The sequence below is a fragment of the Komagataeibacter melomenusus genome, from assembly GCF_013155395.1.
GTDB classification, from domain to species: domain Bacteria; phylum Pseudomonadota; class Alphaproteobacteria; order Acetobacterales; family Acetobacteraceae; genus Komagataeibacter; species Komagataeibacter melomenusus.
Genome location: NZ_JABJWC010000007.1, coordinates 51,458 through 67,292, shown reverse-complemented (window position 1 = coordinate 67,292; position 15,835 = coordinate 51,458). Strand labels below are relative to the sequence as shown.

The following is a 15,835-nucleotide window of genomic DNA, read 5'->3' as shown; positions in this document are numbered from 1 at the left end:
CATGCGACCTGTGTCAGTACTTCGTACGGCGTTTCGGTTCCGGCCCTGAGCATGTCCGTTGTGGACAGGCTCAGGGCATCCGTCCGAGCGCAAATCCCGCTATCAGGACGATGGAACTGTAGCCCAGGATCCGAAAGGCCGTCTGCAGGTTGTACCGTCTGGTCATGGCCGTGGCCTGGCTCTCGATGGCACCCCTTAATCCTTTCGTCATATCCGCGGTGATCGCGAGGAGTTTCTTCTCGACCAGTTTTTCGTTGATGGTGCGCAGCGTGTGCACCGCTTCAATGCCGTCCCTGAGGTGGCTGCGGATGGCGATCGTGTCCTGCGCCAGGGTTTCGCGCTGCTGTTCGGCCACCAGCCTGCTCTCGGCAACGGAGCGGATGGAGGCGCGCCTGGCTTCAATGCAGAGGGTGCCGATCTGGTCTATCGCTGCGACCAGCGCCGAAAGGACTTCGACTTCGGGCGCGATCGGACGTTCGACCCACTGGGCGGCGACCCGGCGCAGGTTCTCCATTCGGATCGCGAATTCACGGTCTGCCGCCTCGATGTCGCCCTGGGCTGCCATCAGACATTCTCCATAACCACGTCGGGCAGTCCCTTCGGCATCCGGGGCAGATAGTCCGCTCCGAGGTCGCGCAGAAAGAGGGGTACGTCCCGTTTGAGCCAGCGATTGACCCGCAGCCTGTCGAAGACCGAGCTTTTCGGCTGTCCGGGAACCGGCTTGTTCGCAGCAAAATCCATGAACGACTGCCCACGATCCGCGATTTTCTTCAGCCCGTTGATCGCGGGGAACACACCGTGCGCGGCTCCCCGGTCCAGAGCGTTGAGCACCGCTTCGTTTTCGAGGATCTGGCTTACCGCCTGCGGTGTGTCGATACCGACGGGAAGCAGGCCTTCATTTATGACAATAGCCGTGCGGGGCGGCAGGAAGCCATGCTGCTCCTGAAGGTCCTGCAGATAGTCGATGTCCGCATTCTCCATGCCGATCATGAAGATCGTCACAAGCGAGATCCCGAGTTCGTCCAGCGCCGCGACAAGGGGAGATGAGCGGATCAGTTCGTGCATCGCAGTCCATCCTCCCCCGATGTCGAGAATCGCATCATGGCGGGATTCAACCAGTTTCTCGATCTGCCCTTCCAGCCAGGCAGCCTGCCCGGTCGGGGACATGCTGTCCGCTTCCAGAACCTGCGGACCAAGCGACGAAAGCGTATGCGAGCGGTTCATGGAATCCGTGTTCCAGATCTCCGGTCTGCCTCCCTGCTGGGCCGTGATCTCGGCCAGTGATTTGAGGAATGTCGTCTTTCCCACCCGCTGGCGCCCGATGGCGACGAGCAGGGTTGGGCGTGTCACCAGCTCCGTTGGGTCTGCGGCGTCTGTGATCGTGGCGGATGCCATGCCTTACTCCCGATGAAAACCGGGCTCCTTTCGCTTCAGCCGCGCAAGAAGATCCCGCTTGATGGCCTCGGCCCGGGCGCGACCAATGGGAAAGTTCTTCTCCCCGGTTGTCTCGCTGCCCGAGCATGCTGGCACTGTCGCGGGCAATGATGCGACCGGCGTGTTTTTTTCGGCGGACACTCTTTGTGCGGGTACAGCTGATGCATCGGGGAGGGGTGGGAGGTTTTTCTGGCCATCATCGACAAGGTCGGGCTTCCAGTCCTGCGGCAGCCGGCTCGGATGGGTGGTGTGGACGGGGGGATCGACTTCTACCGAGGCGGTCTGTTCCTCAGCATGTCCTTTTCGGGCGTTCCTGACCTGTACCCAGAGCTTCCTTACCTTCCTGAGACCGGAGTGGTCTGCGGAGATATCGAGGCCGCTCTCGCGCATCACGGCGATGACGGGCTTCCATGAGCCGCCATGCGGTCTGATGGCGGCAACGGCGTCATGATGCTCGGTTAGCCAGAGCAGGACGGAACGGGTCGCTGCCTGGGTGGTCATGGCAATTGCGTGTTCGCGTAGGCGCTTTTGGACATCGATATTGGCCACAGTCAGTATCCCTGTTTCCAGCGTTCAGCGATTATGTGGGGATTTTCGGCTTCATTGCCACTACAGCGCTCCCTTTCCGCTCCCCTGTCGCTCCCTTATCGCTCCTTTATCGCTCCCCTGTCGCTCCCTCTGATTTAAGGAGCCTCATACACCATTGCACCGTTGGTGCGGGCGGCTTCGCCGCCAGAGAAGGACACGCGGCAAAGGGTGGGCCTGTAAGGCCTGCCCCTTCTGAGCAGTTGGTTATGGTGGGTCGCATGATGGGGCCAGATGATGCTTGCAGCCATCGCCCAGGGGAGTCAGCCATGTGCGTCAAATCAGACAACACGATCCACGCGAATTTTACGGACGCGGCTCCTCAGAGTGTCCTCGACGGCATACCTTATGCTTTTGGCGGAAAGCTGGTCCGCTCCGTTTTCATCGACGGGTTCACATGGTTTGTGGCTGACGACGTGGCGCGCGCTCTTGATTACTAAAGCGCGAGGAGTGCGATCAGGTATCTTGATGCAGACGAAGTAGCGAAAGCGTTCATCGAGACCGAAGGCGGGCCGCAGACCATGCTGATCGTGAGTGAAAGCGGTATCTACCATCTGACGTTCAAGTCCACGAAGCGCAAAGCAAAGGATTTCCGGAGATGGGTCACGCATGAAGTTTTGCCTCAGATCCGTCGGACAGGAAGCTACGGCAAGAGCGAGATGCGCTCAGACCGCGATAAGCCTGCCATGACCGGTGAGCAGGAGGAACTGCTTTCATGCCTGTCCCATCCGGGACCCCATATGGTCTTCGTGATGCCGGGACAGAAGCCGTATATAGAGGAAGTCGATCCCCGCGAGTTTATCCGCAACCTCGACCGTCACGATGTCGAAGGGTTGGCTCACGCCATGAACCTGATTGGCGCGGTCTGGAGCATATGCTGTAAAATTGACGGGGCAATATACGGCTCCGCCGTTCTTCAAAGCGGCGTCGGTCGGCAGCTTGACGATGCTATCCGCATCGGCCTCAACATATCCCGCTGTGTCGTTACTGCCATCCGGGAAAAAACATAGCCTTTACCCCTCAGACGACCGTTGAGGCGGTTGCTGATGCGCATCCAGAAGACAGCGTCATCCGCAAGGCCGGCCTCGACGCGGCGTCCGATATGATGTCGTGCCCGTTCTCTGGTGCCCGGCAGCCCGTATTCGTGCAGGAAGGCCACCATCATGGTGTCCGGATTTACAGCTTCATGGGGCTGCGTGTTTGCTGTCACTGTCATTCATCCGCCTTTTCTTATGTCCGTTTCGCGATGACAGCTTGGCCGGGACCAATTACAGGCCTATGCCTCCTGCCCGCATTGGCGTCGGACGGGTGATAACGTGTTTGCATGAGGCAAAGCCACGCCCTTCCTATTTCCACGGCGGTGAACAGATCTCTTAGAAGCCGCTGGATATTTGATTGATGAGGCCGAATGTCTCAGTAATCAGGCTATGGTCGACCGTGAGGCGCATGGTATTATGCCCAACGATCCCATTCTTTGTATGCCCGAAATGATGCAACAAAAAAAGGCGGAATGAATATGCATGGAAGAACAGTAAGAACTTTGGAGCAATTAGATGGGGTAGTCTGGTTTCGCTCTGTCGGCCAGGGAGAAAATAGCAAAATCATATTGTTGTCTTCATGGGCAGAGGCCTTAGAAAGCTGTCAATCAGTAACGTGGAAGAATGTATGTCTAGAAGCCGCAAATCAATATCGAGAACGACTACTAGAACGTAATATCGAACGTTATAGAAAGTGGAATGAGATCGTTCGTGAAGTGGAGCCGTATGCCGAGGAACTCGTCAAAAAAAAGACAAAGGAAGTGGTGCAAAATAACAATCTACCAGAATCGTTTATTCGTAGAGTTAACTTCAATATTGTAGGTTTGTGCATGGAGTGCGAATACGCTGATCTCTATCCACCTGGGTTCAGTGCTGGCCTCGCTTATTGGTATATGGACGGCCATTTCCCATGCGGGTGGGATGGTGATTTTCCAGAAGGCAAACTTAAGATATTCTAGCACTACAGTTGCAGTCTATTTTCCGGGCCAGAAAAACGAAAAAATTGCGGTTTTTCTCGCCGTAGACAGCCTGAAATCTGGCACCATCAGAATGGCGCGAAATGGCGCGCCATTTCGCCTGAGTTTGATTCCTGGTGGATTGTCGCACAACTGTTAATTTGCTGGTCGAAGCGTGGTGTGTGGCAGCGTCTCTTTGAAAAGGTCAGAGGCGCGGACCCGGCACTGGGCATGGTCTTTCTCGATAGCACGACGATCAGTTCCCATCACAAGGCGACCGGGGGCGCCAAAAAGGGGGATACAGAGGATGCCTCAGGGGTAGTGAAGCGTCTGGCCGCTCACGTCGAGGCTTTGGCGCCAAGGTCTGCGTAGCTGCGGATGGACACGGCAGGGCACTGTCCTTCACGCTACCGCCCGGCTAGGCGCATGAACAGCCATCCGCTTAGCAGGCTGTCGGATTGGGCGCTGCCGTAGTGATGAGTGACGGCGACGACGGCGTTTATGCGGCTGTCAGTCGCATGATCCTGCGGCAATTGTATACGAGGGCGACGAGCGTCCATTCTGTTGCGACGTTGGGGAGGCCACGGAGATGGAAACGGGTGAAGCCCATGGCGCTCCTCATGATACCGAAGACCGGCTCGACGGTCTGCTTGCGTAAGGCGTAAAGGGCTTTTGCCGGGTTCTGTTGCAGCCTGGCCTTCATTTCCAGGCACCAGGGGTTGCCCTCGGCACAAACCACGGCCAGCAGGATATCCTCGACGCCACGATGGCGTAGTTCGTTCATGACACGGAGCCAGAATTTGGCGCCCTTGGCCGGTATGCCCAGGGCGATATGCACCGCCTTGTTGCGCACCATGCCTTCATCGCGGATCTTCACCCGCAGGGCATCGAAGAACACTACCGGATAGGCCGCCTCCAGCGGCCGGTCACAGCCTCGCCGTCCAGATGGTGGTCCAGTTAGGCGTTGAGCAACCTCTCCGTCGGGGCTTTCTTCCTATCGACCATACCGGCACGATCAACGCCAGCAACGCGCTGTCGCTGACCGTGACCAGCGGGGATATCGTGAATGCGAGCGGGACGCTGTCGGGCGGCAGCGTGGCGCTGGCGGCGCTGAACGGCGAGGTCGTCAACGAGGACCAGCTCAATACCCTCATGGTCGACGGCGGGAAGGCGCAGTCGCTAAACGCATAGGGCACCATCACCTCGGGGAGCGATGCGCAGATCCGCTTCGTCTGCGCAGATGACTGCATCACCGGATGCGTCCGAGCCGACGATCCTGGTAACGCTGTTCCCGGAGCATACGAACGGATACACGGAAGAGTTTCCGATCCATGATCAGAAGGCTTCTGACGATGTCATTGCTGATCCAGTCCATGACGATAAGACGTCCTTCGATCTCCCCGGATTTGAGGCACAGGAGGCCTCCAAGCAGGATACTATCGTGGCCGACCCCATCCCGCGTCAGCTGACGGCAGCCGATCTGATATTGATGTCGACGGCTACGACGAAGTCTGTGTATGCTGATCGAACTCCTGGAGTATTAAGCTCTGGAAATACGACGGTTTCATATTTTTTAGGACAGATGGCAAACCGGAGTAAGTTGGAATCATGGATGATATAAATTCTCGTGCGAATGCTCATATCAGGCAAAACAGTAGAGTGATTGCCGCAATATCAGGATTTTCAGGCATTGGTAGCGATGACGCGAGGGCGATAGAATGGGTTCTCATAGAGACGATTGGAAGGAAAATAAAAGAAACAAGCACTCTATCGAATATAATAAATATTATTTCAGAAAATAACAAAAAGAGGTATGGTTACGATAAATTTTCAAATCCTATATTGGAAAAATGAATTTTTAAAAGATCATCTTTAATAATGTAAAGTAACAGTAGTATGGTAAAAATCGGAGATGTATTTTATATAAATACAAAAAAGGACGATATTATTTTCAATACATGAAAAGAATACCGAAGTTTTCGTATATGATTAGGGTATTTTCTAAGGATTGTGATAATAAAACCGAAAATATAGAAGGTATTATAAATATGCCTGTTTTGTTTTGGATATTTTTCCCGTTAATATCCGCTGAAAAACAGAAAGTGATTCATAAGTATGGGCATGTACCAATAGACAAGGAAAAAATTAAAATACCCATATTTCGTATTGGGTTCCCAAACTTAAAAACAAATAAAGTTAAGGTGTGGTGTTTTTGGGATGGCGAAAAAGAGTGGGCTGTCGAAAATATTACACAAGAACAAAGAAAATTACCTATGAAAATTATTGTTAACGACACAGCTCTTATAGAAAAAATAGAGAACGGATGGTCTCCAGAAAATGATGCATGGTAAAATGGATATTTATACGTCACATTGTTAGTTAAGCGGATGATTCTTGGTTTTCTCTGAGAACTGATGGTGTGAACGACTCCCTGTGGTCCTATGAGGATGCTGAGGAGCAGGATTGTCATCATGGTCTCGGTCAGGGACATGTCCGTGACGGGGTACTCTCGCAGGCGGCGTCAATGCCACACTTCACTGATCCCGTGTCTGCGGCAAAGATCAGAGACCTTCAGTCCAGACACTTGGGGGGGGTAGTTTACAAACCGTGAGGAAAAAATGGTTACGTTAAAAGGAGAAATTATTGAATTATGTAAAGAAATCGCCAAAAAGTTTGAGAACTGGGAATTTTCATCAGAGCAATTCAAAAATAAGTCGTTAAAACATACGACTCTTATAGTAGGACCTGGACTTGGATTCCGTCGAATAGGCTCTCGCGGTGAAGTTACTGTTTTTCCAGGTGTTTATCTAAATAACAGAAAAACAATGTCGTTGTGTAAAAAAATATTAGGGCGGCCAATTTATACATCTGCTGTGCTATTCGAAGAAATTAGATGCGAACTCAATATGCTTCCAGAGTTTGCGGAATATACCCCATGCTTTATTCAGGATAGAGTTGGATTTATACGCGATCGCGGGTCCGATGAAATATATTGGAGAGATATATCCGAACTTCCAAGTGTTATCGAGCGACTTCTTATGCAAGGAATTTCTTTTTTTGATGAGCACTATAATTTTTCAAATGAGAAAAATATGTTGGAGTTCTTACCAGCAAAATACAAGGTATCTTCGTCTGGTGGTTATCAGGAATGTGAACAAAGCAAAGGCGTTATGCTATGTATAATTCGTTGTATTCTGGGAGATTTTGAATTTGTAAGGCGATATCGAAGTGATGAATACAAGACTGTATTTCCAAAAATGACCGAAGATCTGGACAAAATCATATCGTGCCTCCCTAAGATGGAAAAGTCATGGCGAGAAAAAGGTTACGTTTCGATCTGAATTTGCTTTTGATATAACGTAATAATCCTGACTAGAAATACGAACAATTAGGTACAATACGCAGAGTGTTGGCATGAATATCGGCTTTTTGGTTTCGGGACTGGCCGCGCAGGCCAGCATGCTGGCCAAAGAGGATAGCGCGCCGGCGTCGATAACAGGTGTCACGGTCGCAGTTGCTGCCGGCGGCTTTTTTCAGGTTACGTCGCTTTCGTGTCTGTTCAAAATAGCTGCTCCCCAAAAAGGCAACATCGACGTGATTGCGGTGCAGTCCAATATCGGGCCTGACCTCGAGAAGTCGAGCACTATGCTGACGACGGGCACCCTGACGGCCAATGACATCGCCAACCATGCCGATGCCGTGATGAAGGCGATGGGCCACCAGGCCAACGTCATGAATCCCGAAGGAGCTACGGACGGTGGGGTGGGCGGGACGATAACTGCGATTGGCGCTTGCATGGCGGCCACTGTCGGGAGCGTGCTCGCGGCGACGTCTCACAGGATACCAGTTCGGTCATGCAGCATGCGATCTGGTAGCGTGTACGTAAAAGAAAACCAGTATGGTCGCGTGATGCTACGTGACACTTTCCCATGTTCTGACGTGGGATGCGATGAAGATGAGCGAGACAACCGGGAGACAAAGCATATCCCCAGTCAGGGGCGACGACCTGTGGGAACGGCTGCGGGCGATTGAGGACAAATTGTCCCTGATCATTGAAATCCTCTCGCCGGAAGATTCCGACGGGCCCACGCTCGATGAGATTCTCGGCCGATTGGTAACCTTGATCGCAGCCCAGAACCCTATGCTCAGACGTATTGATCTTACAACCGGCAGGGTGCTCGATATTCAGGAGGGCAGGATGCCCCGCTCGGCCCGGTCCGACGATGAGGATGGAGCCGATGCCTGATGATGACATTCCGGAAAATCTCGGCTGAGAGCAGCGGTCGGCTGATCACTGCCTATTTCACGCAGGAACTGCCAGATCCAGAGCACGATTTCCGTACCCAGCCTGGAAAAGTGCCTGACGCGGATGGTGGCCGACTGACCAGCTATTACATCGGTCGCGACGGGCGGGCCTCATGGCGACCGGACATGCAGCCCAAGATTGCAGCGGCTCTTGGTATTGATCCGAAGACACCACCTAAGAACGCGCAACTCAATCGCCTGTTTGAAGCAAAGAGGGCCGATAATGGCGATGACTGGTCAAGGAACGCCCGCAAGATCAGTGCCTATGATCTGACCCTGGCGCCACACAAATCGGTCACGCTCGCGGCCGAGTTCGCGCCGACCGAGGCCGAGAGGGCAGCCATCTGGCACGCCATTGATCGGGCAAACGATGCCACCATGCTCTATGTCGCGCGGGAAATCGGCTTCGCGCGGCGCGGTCATGGGGGCGAAGACGGTGCCAACCCGGGCGAGGTCGCCTGGGTGTCATTCCGGCATGATACTGCGCGCCCGACGGTCGAGGCGCGTGACGCGGGGACAGGCCAGACCTATCTGATCGATACACCAGCAGGCGGCGATCCCCATGCCCATATCCATAATGCCCTGTTCAATGCCGTAGTCACGGAAGAGGGACATGTGGGTTCGCTCGACACGAAGCGGCTGCGATCGCGCGTTCACGAATTTGGAGCATATTTCCAGGCACAGCTCGCTGATGAACTGCGCCGGATCGGCATCGCCCAGCAATACGATGCGAATGAACAGGCGACGGTCATCTCGGCCGTGCCGCAGGATATATCGGATTTCTTCAGCAAGGGACGACGGAACGTCATCAGGGCGGCCAAGGAGTACGCCGCGGCGGAAGGAGCGGACTGGGCGCATATGCGGATCGAACGCAAGCGCCGCATCCTGTCCATGGCTGGCCTGGCAGCCCGGCTCGACAAGGACAAAGGCACGAGCGACCATGAGATATGGCGCGAACAGGCCAGGCGACTTGGCTGGGAGGAAAAAAGTCTGCTTGGCACGCCAGTAGCGCCCGTGGGCACCAGGGAACAACGATACGATATTGCTTACCGTTTCGCTGCGCGCCATCTCGCGAGGGAGTTTGAAACAGCCGCCGTGATCGATCACGACAAGCTCAGAACGTATGCGGCCCGGGGCCTGATCGGCACCGGCATCGAGGGTGGCGTGAAGGACATCGATCATGTCGTGGCCCTTATTGAACAGCGTGGTCTTGAACTCGGCGGGGAACGGGTCTCGCTGATTCAGGAGATGTGTGGCGACCGGCTGAGGGTGACGAATTCCGCGCAGATCGCCATCGAGGAGGACCTCGCGATTCAGGCGGCTCGTGCTTCAGGAGACCGAAGCGGGGCGCTGTCGGACCGCCAGATCACAGAAGCGATCGGACGATCGCCGCTCGACTTCGCAAGCGAACATGGAAAGACGCAGAAGGCTGCGATCTACGCTCTTGGCCGGGGCGGTGCGCTCTCCATGCTCACCGGCGTCGCGGGTTCCGGGAAGACGGCCCTGCTGTCTCCGCTGGTTGATGCGTGGAAACATGATACGCGTTATGACACGAATGGTCGCAGGGTTATCGGGATTGCCAATGCCTGGCGTCAGGCAGACGCATTACGTGAGGCCGGCATCTTTGACACAAGCGCGATGCTGCCCTTTCTGGCGCGGCTGGAGCGCGGTGGCGTTGATGTGGACCAGAATACGGTACTGGTGATTGACGAGGTCGGCCAGGTCGGCCCGCGCCAGATGCTTCGCCTGTTACAGTTGCAGCGCGATACCGGTTGCACGATCAAGGCGCTGGGTGACCATGAGCAGGCGCAGAATATCGAGGCAGGAGACTCCATCGAGATGCTGCGCCGGGTCCTGGATCCGGAAGATAGGCCTGAGCTTCTGTCCAGTGTCCGGCAGGTATCTGCAAGAAATCGCCAGATTGCCGACATGTTTCGTGGCGCAGAGCCAGAAGAGAGCGATCTGGAATCCCACGAGTTCAGGGGGGCTGCGGCCAACGCGCATACGGACGAGGAAAATGATGACGACGTCCGTAACAGGTTCCATCTGAAGGAAGTCCGGGACGCGATTGATATGAAACGGGCGGATGGAACGATCCGTCTGGTCGGTGGCGACCATGAGGAAGTTCTGCAGGATATTGCCCGGCTGTATGTGACGCGTCGCGACGCCCTGGTCGCCGAGGGTGCCGGCCCGCGGCGTGGCCGGGCCAAGACGATCAGCATGTCGGCGCTGACCAATCAGGATGCTGCCGACCTGAGTCGTGCCGTCCGTAAAATCCTGCAGGAGCGCGGCGAGATCTCGACGCATGAAATCACCGTGCAGGCTATTGATCAGCGCGGCGAAACCTATGATCTCGCGATCGCTACGGGCGACCGGCTTCGGCTGTATCGTCGGACATGGGGCAGTGTGGATGGAAAGGGCGCCACAGTCGGAAATAACGGCGACGTGGTGGAGGTTCTGGCCCATGGCGATGCGGGGCTTCGCGTCCGCACGAAGGACGGGCTTGTTGCCGATGTCGAATGGCGGCGGTTTCGTGACGCGAAGACTGGTCGGGTACTGCTCGGGTTCGGACATGCCATGACGATTGATGCGGCACAGGGGCTTACTTCAGACGAGCACATCAACGCCCTGCCGCGAGGCGTTGAACTGGCGACGGGATTTACCTCGTACGTCGCGGAAAGCCGGGCGCGCGGAACCACATGGACCATGATCTCCGATGGCGCGACGTTTGAGGCGGTCCGGAACCAGAGGGCGCTTGGGGACACGACGCGCATCACCAGTGACGACCTGTGGAAACACGTCGCAAAGAAAATGGCGCATAAACCCTATAAATCATTAGGCACGGATCTGGTTGCCCGAACCCGCAAGGCCCGGGATGCGAGGATCCGGGAACTGATCGCGCTTGGGCGCATGCAGGAGACACTGACGAAGTCAGGTCGTCCCTATGGAAGGGAGATTATTCTGGAAACGCAGGCGCGGCAGGCCGAGCGCCTGCATAAGGCGCGTCTGGCCGAGATCGACGCCAGGCTGCAGGTCATGATCAGGAACGCACCAGCGGTCATGACGGGTGCGGAGCAGACGCTTCGGAGCCAACGGGCCGCCCAGGTGCTGGGCAGGCGTCCCCCTGTGCCATCTGCGTCGCCAGGCGCCGCCAGCTAGAGCGTCCGGCTTTCTGCTGTTCTTACCGGATTTGAATCCTGCCGACCATGTGCCATACCGCGACAACATCTCAGATCTGACGCACGCTTTGGTCATTTGCGCAACGAAGTCGGCTGAGTATCGTTAGGGAGGCGGCGAGCAGTAGATAGCAGGTCAATGATGCATGATGTGTCTTTCCGGGGAGATCCTGATCCGTTCGACTGTTGGTTGAAGAAGGAGTTGCGTACTCGGTTCAATGATGTTGTACGCGAACCGATCCCTGAAAGCCTGCTATGCGTTATTGGTCCAACTGAAGCTTCCGGGCATGTTCACGCCTCAAGACCTTCCTGGACCGAAGAGGAAGCTGTGTCTGAGTGTTCTGCTGACACCGGATCCAGATGATCTCTTATCGCAGATATGGCGTCTTGATGCTGGGCGGGAAACGGGTAACAGGATTGCCGTAGAAAGCAAGAAGTGTTGACGGTCAGATGAAATACAGATGAGCAGGCGCAGGATCCTATCGGATATCTGCTCAAGAGCATACCAGTTCTGCAATCTGCCAAATCCTCGAAAACGTCGAGGACTATTCCCAATAGCGGTGCTATATACAGGGCCACAGTTTTTTCGTCTGTTGAGGTGATGGACAATGCCCGAAGAACAACAAAGACAGCTGGCGCTGACCGTGGAAATCATAACTGCTTATGTATCGGAAAATAAAATATCGTCGGACGAACTTATCAGGCTGATTGGGACTGTTTACAATTCATTGTCCGTCCCGACTGCTTCGGGCGTAAAAGAACAGATACCTGCCGTTCCCATCAAGCGGTCCGTATTTCCGGATTATATCATATGTCTTGAAGATGGGAAAAAGCTGAAAATGCTCAAACGGCATCTTCAGGCGTCCTATGGCATGACGCCTGAAGAATATCGGCGGAAATGGGGACTTCCATCTCATTACCCTATGGTCGCTCCCAATTACACAGTACGCCGATCGGAACTTGCAAGAGAGATTGGGCTGGGGCGGGATATAACGTCCACTGCCACCAAATCTGGTGATGAGGACACGACGGAACCTACATTGTCTGACAGGCCGCAAGGACGTCGCCGGGGTAGAAAGAAGGCCATCCACTAAAAGGGGAACGCGCCGCCGGACCGGGCGGCGCGGCGCTCTCCTGGCTCAGGAACGCGGCAATATACGAAGGCAGAACTTCTTCGCTACGCTGTAGGGTGTCGACAGTGGATGTTCCTGTTTGACCGGACCATGATCCAGTTCGGGGCGTGACGTCGATAAATCCCGACGAAAGATGCCTTTTATACAATCCAGGTTGCGGATCGCGATCCTAAGCCCTTGCGTTATGCACCTTGTGGAAGAATTCAGTTCTCAGTGAAAATCCATAGGCGATGACTAGAAAGTTGTGCTCTCACGAGGGCAACCTGCCTTTTCCACTCGGACAATCCTTTTGCAGATCCCATGTCTGGTGACGAACAGCTTTCTACTTATCATGGTCGGTCCATGTGTAATCATTCAGAGAAGGAACGCCTCAGCGCCTCAGAGATGGCGTTCCAAAGCCTGAATTTTACGATCATGGGGTATTCTTTCTGAATCTTGCCGCTGGGTATGAAACGAGTATCCCGTAATGACCTGATGATGCGGTCGGCATCCATATCCGGCATTTCAACAAGCTCCTTGAGTGCCTGCCGGGCATTATGGTGCGACCGGAGATATATGGCTTCCTCTTTCATGTGGTGCTTGATGGTCATCTCGAGTGCTGCGCTGAGATAGATAACGTGGGGGGCGAAATTGATATAGCGCCAGGCCGGTCTCGCCAGATCAGGGTTCGAGAAGTCGAGATTGGATTTTATCCCATCAGGATAGATCTTCATGTCACGATCGAAAGAGACATGATCCGTGATCTGTCGCATCAGGGGTTTTGAAACCCTGTCCAGAATCTGGTCGTAGTTTCGCCTGCTCGTCGGGTCTCCGATGATCGTAGCTGAGATGGGGAGAATGATCTGGTCGGGGATGGCGCCGTCCCGCCTGAGAACGTCATTTATCAGGAACCGGTGGACACGGCCGTTCCCGTCAGAAAGAGGATGGATGTAGACAAACCCGAAGGCTGCCACGGCGCTACGCATGACAGGAGACTGTCCTTCCGTCCTGTCGAGGAAAATTTTTAATCCCTCAAGCATATCCGCTACGTCTTGTGCGGGAGGCGCGAGGTAATGAACAACATTCTCGTACCTCATCGTGTATTCTCCAACGAATACCGGAGACAGTCGCAAGCCAAAATGCTCGGTTATTGTGACGTCACCGAGGATGTTGCGTTGCAATTCGGCAAGGTCAGTATCTGTCAGGGGGACTGTCCCTTGCCCGGTTCTCGTGGCGAGTACGTGGCTGAAGCGCTGGATCCGGTCAAGTTGATGCTCCTCGCCTTCAATGGTGAAACTTGCCTTGCTTTCACGATTTGTCAGCCACACTGCGGCCCGGGCAAGCATGCTCTCGCCGAACTCCTGCACCAGTTCACCGTAACCGGCAGATACGTCCATCTCCGAAGCCGTCTTGAGTTGAGTGGATAGCGGGATAAAGGGACAAAAAAAGCGGTTCCCGGGCATGTTGTCACGGACGCGCCATCGGCTGACGTTGCTCATCCTGTCTGGAGACGCTGTTACCTGAAAAGATCCGTCCAGTGCGGAGACGTAGTTGCCGCCGAGGTCGACTGGCGGCACGAGCGTTTGTCCGGTGACGAACTCAAAGAGAAATGACGCCCGTCTGGCATATTGCCCTGTCGGTGCACTGTTTATCCACTCCTGGACAAAACCTGGTCCGGTCTTCGCAAAAACGCGCGCCAGCAACTCAAGGCTGGTGGGTTCGTGTCGCAGATGAAACTGCAGATGCGCGGCTGCGGTGTCGGCCGGACGCATGTTTTCGGGATACGTCTCGATGCTGTATAAATTATGATGACTGCTCGAGCGACGACTTCCAAGCTGGCTTTTGACAGCCAGTCCGCCGAATGGCTCTGCATCATATTTCAGTGCGAGCCACATGCCGCCAATCGGGTCCGCCATTCGAATTAGATTCCTGCCGAGTTGTCCAAAACCGTTTATTGATGCTTAAAATCGCATATAAACGATGCCTTGTGTAAAAAAATATATATGGACAGCCGTGGCCACGCGTATGCTTCCGTCACTTCGTCTTTGTGATCAATAATTCCCACTCGCTGAAGCGCCCTCACGGCGTTGATTTTCACTGAGAACTGATGGTACGGATCAACTGCGGCGTGATGGATTCCTCCACTGGACAGTCAACTCTTCAGCATCCTCTCAGGACCACTGCGAGCCGTCCACACCGTCAGTTCTTAGTGAAAATCAACATCCTATGGCGTGACGCTTGAAGAATATCGGCGGAAGTGGGGACTTCCGTCTCATTATCCTATGGTCGCTCCCAATTACACAGTGCGCAGATCGGAACTTGCACGAGAAATCGGATTGGGGCGAGACATAACGTCTGCTGCGACAGAATTTGATGATATGGGCAACGGAATCGGCATTGCCAGAGAGGTCGCAGGAGAAGCGTCGGGGCAGAAAGAAGGCCATCCACCAAAAGCGGAGCGCGCCGTCAGACGAGGCGGCGTGGCTGTTCTTTTGATTCAGTCATGATGATGAACAGACCGCTGTCTACCTTATATCCCGACGCTAGAGTCCGGCAGACGAAAGATTCCTTTTATACAATCCAGATTGCGGATTGCGATCTGCGTGTGTGTCTTTTCCCGGAAGGCGCTACCGGGATAGAGTTCGCCGCCTTCCTGGAAAAGGCCGCGCACCGTATCATAAGGTGCGAGATGAGACTCTGGGGCTTCAATAGAATCGTGAAGATACCTGATAACAGCGCAGTCGAGGTTACGAAAAAGTTTATCACTATTTACGTCGTGCCGGGAATCACGATTCACCGGCATCGGTATATCATCCGTGCTTAATGTGTCTCGCAGGCCTTCATAGGCGGTCTTGAGCATCTCCAGGTCTTCGCGTGTCGTTAAATCAAGACAGTTGCCCAGATCTACGACCAGACCAATAACGAACGGTTTGAAACCGGAATCCCTGCGCTGTTTCTGATATGCCCATTCTTGCGCACGTAACGGGTCGGACTCCCAGACATAGAAACCCGGTCCAAGCCAATCGTAGTCGGTCTCCGACGGAGTTGGTGCGCTTTCTCCGTTAATCAGTTTCCGGCCGACCTCTTCAGAACAACCATGATAACCGAGTACAAAAGATGTATGAAGAACTGTCAACGCAGTTACGCTTTAAGCATGCCCTCAATGCGTGGGTCACGCGTGTACTCTTTGGTAACCGCGCCTTTGCTATCGATAATCCCCATTCGCAGCA

At 54.5% G+C, this 15,835-nt stretch carries 16 protein-coding genes and 2 pseudogenes; 11 read left to right on the top strand and 7 right to left on the bottom strand.

Annotation, left to right across the window (positions count from 1 at the left end; genetic code table 11):
• Positions 1–70: 70 nt before the first annotated feature.
• From HNW77_RS04575 to HNW77_RS04565, 3 genes are read right to left on the bottom strand one after another with little or no spacing between them, the layout of a single operon-like run.
• Positions 71–565, bottom strand: coding sequence for a hypothetical protein (locus HNW77_RS04575; protein ID WP_078524628.1), 495 nt, complete (start codon positions 563–565; stop codon positions 71–73).
• Positions 565–1,395 (bottom strand): hypothetical protein, encoded by an 831-nt coding sequence (locus HNW77_RS04570; protein ID WP_048851689.1) that lies wholly within the window; start codon positions 1,393–1,395, stop codon positions 565–567. Before HNW77_RS04570 ends, HNW77_RS04575 begins: the two co-directional genes overlap by 1 nt.
• A 3-nt stretch (positions 1,396–1,398) precedes the next feature.
• Positions 1,399–1,983, bottom strand: a complete 585-nt coding sequence (locus HNW77_RS04565) for a hypothetical protein (protein ID WP_248705372.1) — start codon at positions 1,981–1,983, stop codon at positions 1,399–1,401.
• Between the two features lie 491 nt (positions 1,984–2,474).
• Here HNW77_RS04565 and HNW77_RS04560 point away from each other — a divergent pair, with 491 nt between their 5' ends.
• Both HNW77_RS04560 and HNW77_RS04555 read left to right on the top strand, forming a co-directional pair.
• Positions 2,475–3,029, top strand: coding sequence for a BRO-N domain-containing protein (locus tag HNW77_RS04560; RefSeq protein WP_276592068.1), 555 nt, complete (start codon positions 2,475–2,477; stop codon positions 3,027–3,029).
• A 500-nt stretch (positions 3,030–3,529) separates the two neighbouring features.
• Positions 3,530–4,015 (top strand): hypothetical protein, encoded by a 486-nt coding sequence (locus HNW77_RS04555; protein ID WP_172155716.1) that lies wholly within the window; start codon positions 3,530–3,532, stop codon positions 4,013–4,015.
• Positions 4,016–4,511: 496 nt separating this feature from the next.
• Here the strand turns inward: HNW77_RS04555 and HNW77_RS04550 are convergent, their stop codons facing one another.
• Positions 4,512–4,715, bottom strand: a complete 204-nt coding sequence (locus HNW77_RS04550) for a transposase (RefSeq protein ID WP_372447717.1) — start codon at positions 4,713–4,715, stop codon at positions 4,512–4,514.
• 30 nt (positions 4,716–4,745) lie between these two features.
• Positions 4,746–4,937 (bottom strand): annotated as a pseudogene (locus HNW77_RS04545) (transposase); the annotation flags it as partial.
• Positions 4,938–4,957: 20 nt separating this feature from the next.
• On the opposite strand from HNW77_RS04545, the gene HNW77_RS04540 reads away from it, so the two are divergent.
• From HNW77_RS04540 to HNW77_RS04505, 8 genes are all read left to right on the top strand, one after another.
• Positions 4,958–5,203 (top strand): hypothetical protein, encoded by a 246-nt coding sequence (locus HNW77_RS04540; protein WP_172155714.1) that lies wholly within the window; start codon positions 4,958–4,960, stop codon positions 5,201–5,203.
• A 417-nt stretch (positions 5,204–5,620) separates the two neighbouring features.
• Positions 5,621–5,866: a hypothetical protein gene (locus HNW77_RS04535; RefSeq protein WP_172155712.1), complete on the top strand. Its 246-nt coding sequence runs from the start codon at positions 5,621–5,623 to the stop codon at positions 5,864–5,866.
• Positions 5,867–5,997: 131 nt separating this feature from the next.
• Positions 5,998–6,363, top strand: coding sequence for a hypothetical protein (locus HNW77_RS04530; protein ID WP_172155710.1), 366 nt, complete (start codon positions 5,998–6,000; stop codon positions 6,361–6,363).
• Between the two features lie 267 nt (positions 6,364–6,630).
• The gene (locus HNW77_RS17625) at positions 6,631–7,353 is read left to right on the top strand and encodes a hypothetical protein (protein WP_241694293.1); all 723 of its coding nucleotides are present in this window, start codon (positions 6,631–6,633) and stop codon (positions 7,351–7,353) included.
• A 73-nt stretch (positions 7,354–7,426) separates the two neighbouring features.
• Positions 7,427–8,044, top strand: a complete 618-nt coding sequence (locus HNW77_RS04520) for a hypothetical protein (protein ID WP_172155687.1) — start codon at positions 7,427–7,429, stop codon at positions 8,042–8,044.
• Complete coding sequence (locus tag HNW77_RS04515; protein WP_172155754.1) at positions 7,962–8,258, top strand: hypothetical protein; 297 nt, start codon at positions 7,962–7,964, stop codon at positions 8,256–8,258. Before HNW77_RS04520 ends, HNW77_RS04515 begins: the two co-directional genes overlap by 83 nt.
• Complete coding sequence (gene mobF / locus HNW77_RS04510; protein ID WP_172155708.1) at positions 8,258–11,476, top strand: MobF family relaxase; 3,219 nt, start codon at positions 8,258–8,260, stop codon at positions 11,474–11,476. The genes HNW77_RS04515 and mobF overlap by 1 nt, the downstream gene beginning before the upstream one ends.
• 625 nt (positions 11,477–12,101) lie before the next feature.
• A complete protein-coding gene (locus tag HNW77_RS04505) occupies positions 12,102–12,587 on the top strand; it encodes a MucR family transcriptional regulator (protein ID WP_010512514.1) in 486 nt (161 codons plus the stop codon).
• 389 nt (positions 12,588–12,976) lie between these two features.
• Here the strand turns inward: HNW77_RS04505 and HNW77_RS04500 are convergent, their stop codons facing one another.
• A complete protein-coding gene (locus HNW77_RS04500; RefSeq protein WP_172155706.1) occupies positions 12,977–14,521 on the bottom strand; it encodes a Fic family protein in 1,545 nt (514 codons plus the stop codon).
• Positions 14,522–14,827: 306 nt separating this feature from the next.
• On the opposite strand from HNW77_RS04500, the pseudogene HNW77_RS18050 reads away from it, so the two are divergent.
• Positions 14,828–15,101: pseudogene (locus HNW77_RS18050) on the top strand (MucR family transcriptional regulator); the annotation flags it as partial.
• Positions 15,102–15,135: 34 nt separating this feature from the next.
• On the opposite strand, the gene HNW77_RS04490 reads toward HNW77_RS18050, so the two are convergent.
• Positions 15,136–15,741: a hypothetical protein gene (locus tag HNW77_RS04490; RefSeq protein ID WP_081472674.1), complete on the bottom strand. Its 606-nt coding sequence runs from the start codon at positions 15,739–15,741 to the stop codon at positions 15,136–15,138.
• Between the last annotated feature and the right edge of the window lie 94 nt (positions 15,742–15,835).

Excerpts from the sequence above, each read along its gene's own strand:
- HNW77_RS04575 (WP_078524628.1), bottom strand. The coding sequence starts at position 565 with ATGGCAGCCCAGGGCGACATCGAGGCGGCAGACCGTGAATTCGCGATC.
- HNW77_RS04570 (WP_048851689.1), bottom strand. The coding sequence starts at position 1,395 with ATGGCATCCGCCACGATCACAGACGCCGCAGACCCAACGGAGCTGGTG.
- HNW77_RS04555 (WP_172155716.1), top strand. The coding sequence starts at position 3,530 with ATGAATATGCATGGAAGAACAGTAAGAACTTTGGAGCAATTAGATGGG.
- HNW77_RS04550 (WP_372447717.1), bottom strand. The coding sequence starts at position 4,715 with ATGAAGGCCAGGCTGCAACAGAACCCGGCAAAAGCCCTTTACGCCTTA.
- HNW77_RS04540 (WP_172155714.1), top strand. The coding sequence starts at position 4,958 with ATGGTGGTCCAGTTAGGCGTTGAGCAACCTCTCCGTCGGGGCTTTCTT.
- HNW77_RS04535 (WP_172155712.1), top strand. The coding sequence starts at position 5,621 with ATGGATGATATAAATTCTCGTGCGAATGCTCATATCAGGCAAAACAGT.
- HNW77_RS04530 (WP_172155710.1), top strand. The coding sequence starts at position 5,998 with ATGATTAGGGTATTTTCTAAGGATTGTGATAATAAAACCGAAAATATA.
- HNW77_RS17625 (WP_241694293.1), top strand. The coding sequence starts at position 6,631 with ATGGTTACGTTAAAAGGAGAAATTATTGAATTATGTAAAGAAATCGCC.
- HNW77_RS04520 (WP_172155687.1), top strand. The coding sequence starts at position 7,427 with ATGAATATCGGCTTTTTGGTTTCGGGACTGGCCGCGCAGGCCAGCATG.
- HNW77_RS04515 (WP_172155754.1), top strand. The coding sequence starts at position 7,962 with ATGAAGATGAGCGAGACAACCGGGAGACAAAGCATATCCCCAGTCAGG.
- mobF (WP_172155708.1), top strand. The coding sequence starts at position 8,258 with ATGATGACATTCCGGAAAATCTCGGCTGAGAGCAGCGGTCGGCTGATC.
- HNW77_RS04505 (WP_010512514.1), top strand. The coding sequence starts at position 12,102 with ATGCCCGAAGAACAACAAAGACAGCTGGCGCTGACCGTGGAAATCATA.
- HNW77_RS04500 (WP_172155706.1), bottom strand. The coding sequence starts at position 14,521 with ATGGCGGACCCGATTGGCGGCATGTGGCTCGCACTGAAATATGATGCA.